Here is a 2,841-nt window from a genome sequence, read left to right as displayed (position 1 = left end):
AGACCCGATGCCTTGATCTCCTCGATGATCGCGTCCTGCCCGCGCGCGAGCAGCGCCTTGGTGCCGTCCCAATCCCCGCGCGCCTGCGCAGCCTTCAGGCTCCAATCCTGGAACCCGTAAAGATTGGTGAAGATGCGATCCTTGTCAGCCAGCATCACTGCATTTCCCTTGCCTTGGCGCGCCGGATGCGCGCCAGCGAAATCGTCTGGAACACGAGGCCGAGCCCCATGATGATCACGCCCATCTCGAGCGGACCGGTTGCCGTCAGGATCGCTCCCAGCGCAAAGCCGGTGAGGCCGAGGATCGCGAGGAGAAGCGTCAGCGGGTTCATGCCAGCGCCCCCTGCGACCACAGCGCGTAAAGCACGCCGAGGATGAGGATGATCACGCCGATGCGGATCACGCCCATCAGGAGCTTGTAGGCGATGAACGCCAACAGCAGCGCGCCGAGGATGGTGGCGACTGCGCCCACCTTACCACTCGCCCCGGTAGTCGTGGTTGGCATCGACCATCGCGGTCAGCGTGGTCGGCCCGCCCGAAGGCTCGGAGGTGTGGCGGCCCGGCTCCTGCGTGCCGGTCTTGGGCTGCTGGCCCGCGGCGAGCGCGTCGAGCACCGCGTCGAGGCGCTCGGGCGTCAGGTCCTCGTAATTGTCGTCGTTGATCTGGACCATCGGCGCGGTCGCGCAATTGCCCATGCATTCGACTTCGGTGAGGGTCCACAGGCCATCGGCCGAGATCCCGCCCTTCACCATTCCGCGCGTCTTGCAGGCGGCGATGATGTCGTCCGAGCCGCGCAGCATGCAGGGCGTGGTACCGCACACCTGCACGTGGAATTTGCCGACGGGCCTCAGGTTGTACATGAAGTAGAAGCTGGCGACCTCGAGCACGCGGATCACCGGCATGTCGAGATACTTCGCGACATATTCTATCACCGGCAGCGGCAGCCAGCCCTGCGTATCGGTCTCCGCCCCGACCTGACGCTGGGCGAGATCGAGCAACGGCATCACCGCCGAGCGCTGACGCCCTTCGGGATACTTGGCGATGTGCCAGTCGGCGGTTTTCTTGTTCTCCGGCGTCCACGCGAAGCCGCCCCAGCGGGCGCGCAGTTCCGGGGTGTCGGGAGCGGGGGTACGGTCAGCCATTAATTTACGTATCCATCGGCAGGCGGATAGACATAAGCAAAGTACTCGGTGATCACGACTTTACTGCCGACCACGTATCCCGAAATGCCGACGCCCGGCGACTTGTCCCAGAGCGCGGAAAACTGAAGTGATCCGTCGGTAGACTGATGAAAGGCAACAATCGGATCGCTGGCGCCCTCGATCAAACCTGATACCGTTTTGAAATCGCTATCACCAAAAGCCCTGTGGAAGCGCATCGGGCTCGAGCCGGGATTGCTCACCGCCCTGTTGGGCTGCCTGGCAGGCTTCTCCAGAATCATGTCCGCGGCCCGATCATGGTCCAAAGCTGATAGGGTGCGGACAAACTCTGCCACCACCTGCCGCTCGGCAGTCTCTTGCGCGCGCACGCTCGCGGCAAGCAGGAGCACCATTGACGCCAAGAGCATTGTCAAGATCGAGGCAGTGGACCTGACAATCCTCACCGGTCACACTCCCCGAACACCACGTCGATCGCGCCCAGAATGGCGGTCGCGTCGGGCAGCATGTGGCCCTTGGACATGAAGTCCATCGCCTGGAGGTGCGAGAAGGCCGTGGGGCGGATCTTGCAGCGGTAGGGCTTGTTGGTGCCGTCGCTGACGAGATAGACGCCGAACTCGCCCTTGGGGCTTTCGGTCGCCACGTAAACCTCGCCCGCAGGCACGTGGAAGCCTTCGGTGTAGAGCTTGAAGTGGTGGATCAGCGCTTCCATCGACTGCTTCATCTCGCCGCGCTTGGGGGGCACAACCTTGGTGTCGGACGAGGCAATCGGCCCGCCCGGCATGTCGCGCAGGCACTGGCGCATGATCTTGGCGCTCTCGTAGACTTCCTTCACGCGCACCATGAAGCGGTCGTAGCAGTCGGAGTTGGTGCCGACCGGGATGTCGAACTCCATGCGGTCATAGACGTCGTAGGGCTGGCTCTTGCGCAGATCCCACGGCAGGCCCGCCGCGCGGATCATCGGGCCCGAGAAGCCCCAGGCAATCGCGTCCTCGCGTGAGACGACGGCGATATCGACGTTGCGCTGCTTGAAGATGCGGTTGTCCATCACGAGGCTCATCGCGTCCTCGAACAGCTGGAAGAAGCGGTTGTCGAGCCAGTCGCCGATGTCGACCAGCAGCTTCTCCGGCACATCCTGATGGACGCCGCCCGGGCGGAACCACGCCGAGTGCATCCGCGCGCCCGACGCCCGTTCGAAGAAGTTGAGGCAATCCTCGCGCAGGTCCATGATCCACAGGTTCGGCGTGAAGGCGCCGACATCGAGGATGTGCGCGCCCATGTTGAGCATGTGGTTGCAGATGCGGGTGAGCTCGGCGAACAGCACGCGCAGGTACTGGGCGCGCAGCGGCACTTCGAGGTTCAGCAGCTTCTCGATGGCGAGCACCCAGGAGTGCTCCATCGCCAGCGGCGAACAGTAGTCGAGCCGGTCGAAATAGGGCAGCGCCTGGAGATAGGTCTTCTGCTCGATCAGCTTCTCGGTCCCGCGGTGGAGCAGGCCGACATGGGGGTCGATCCGCTCGATCACCTCGCCGTCCAATTCCATCACCATGCGCAGCACGCCGTGCGCAGCCGGGTGCTGGGGGCCGAAGTTGATCGTGTAATTGGTGATGACCTCGCCCTCGGTGGTGGGCGACTCTTCTTGGGTAATGCTCATCGGCCACCCTCCTTCGAGGTGGGGCCGGGGG

General features: G+C 63.9%; 5 protein-coding genes and 1 pseudogene. All 6 read right to left on the bottom strand.

The genetic code is table 11. The features are described from left to right. Positions 1-155 (bottom strand): annotated as a pseudogene (locus tag AX692_RS19385) (NADH-quinone oxidoreductase subunit F); the annotation flags it as partial. Next, positions 155-331: a hypothetical protein gene (locus tag AX692_RS19380; protein WP_155644872.1), complete on the bottom strand. Its 177-nt coding sequence runs from the start codon at positions 329-331 to the stop codon at positions 155-157. The gene AX692_RS19380 and the pseudogene AX692_RS19385, both read right to left, overlap by 1 nt. Continuing rightward, complete coding sequence (locus tag AX692_RS19920) at positions 328-471, bottom strand: hypothetical protein (protein WP_196490003.1); 144 nt, start codon at positions 469-471, stop codon at positions 328-330. Before AX692_RS19920 ends, AX692_RS19380 begins: the two co-directional genes overlap by 4 nt. Position 472: 1 nt before the next feature. Then, positions 473-1,141 (bottom strand): NADH-quinone oxidoreductase subunit NuoE, encoded by a 669-nt coding sequence (gene nuoE / locus AX692_RS00525; RefSeq protein WP_073973692.1) that lies wholly within the window; start codon positions 1,139-1,141, stop codon positions 473-475. Further along, entirely contained in the window at positions 1,141-1,551 is a 411-nt protein-coding gene (locus tag AX692_RS00520; RefSeq protein WP_155644871.1) for a hypothetical protein, read from the bottom strand. Before AX692_RS00520 ends, nuoE begins: the two co-directional genes overlap by 1 nt. Before the next feature lie 47 nt (positions 1,552-1,598). Continuing rightward, positions 1,599-2,810 (bottom strand): NADH-quinone oxidoreductase subunit D, encoded by a 1,212-nt coding sequence (locus AX692_RS00515; protein ID WP_073973690.1) that lies wholly within the window; start codon positions 2,808-2,810, stop codon positions 1,599-1,601. Between the last annotated feature and the right edge of the window lie 31 nt (positions 2,811-2,841).

The organism is Erythrobacter donghaensis, from assembly GCF_001557325.1.
GTDB classification, from domain to species: Bacteria; Pseudomonadota; Alphaproteobacteria; order Sphingomonadales; family Sphingomonadaceae; genus Erythrobacter; species Erythrobacter donghaensis_B.
The sequence above is the reverse complement of the archived record's forward strand: the minus strand, read 5'-3'. Positions and strand labels throughout refer to the sequence as shown.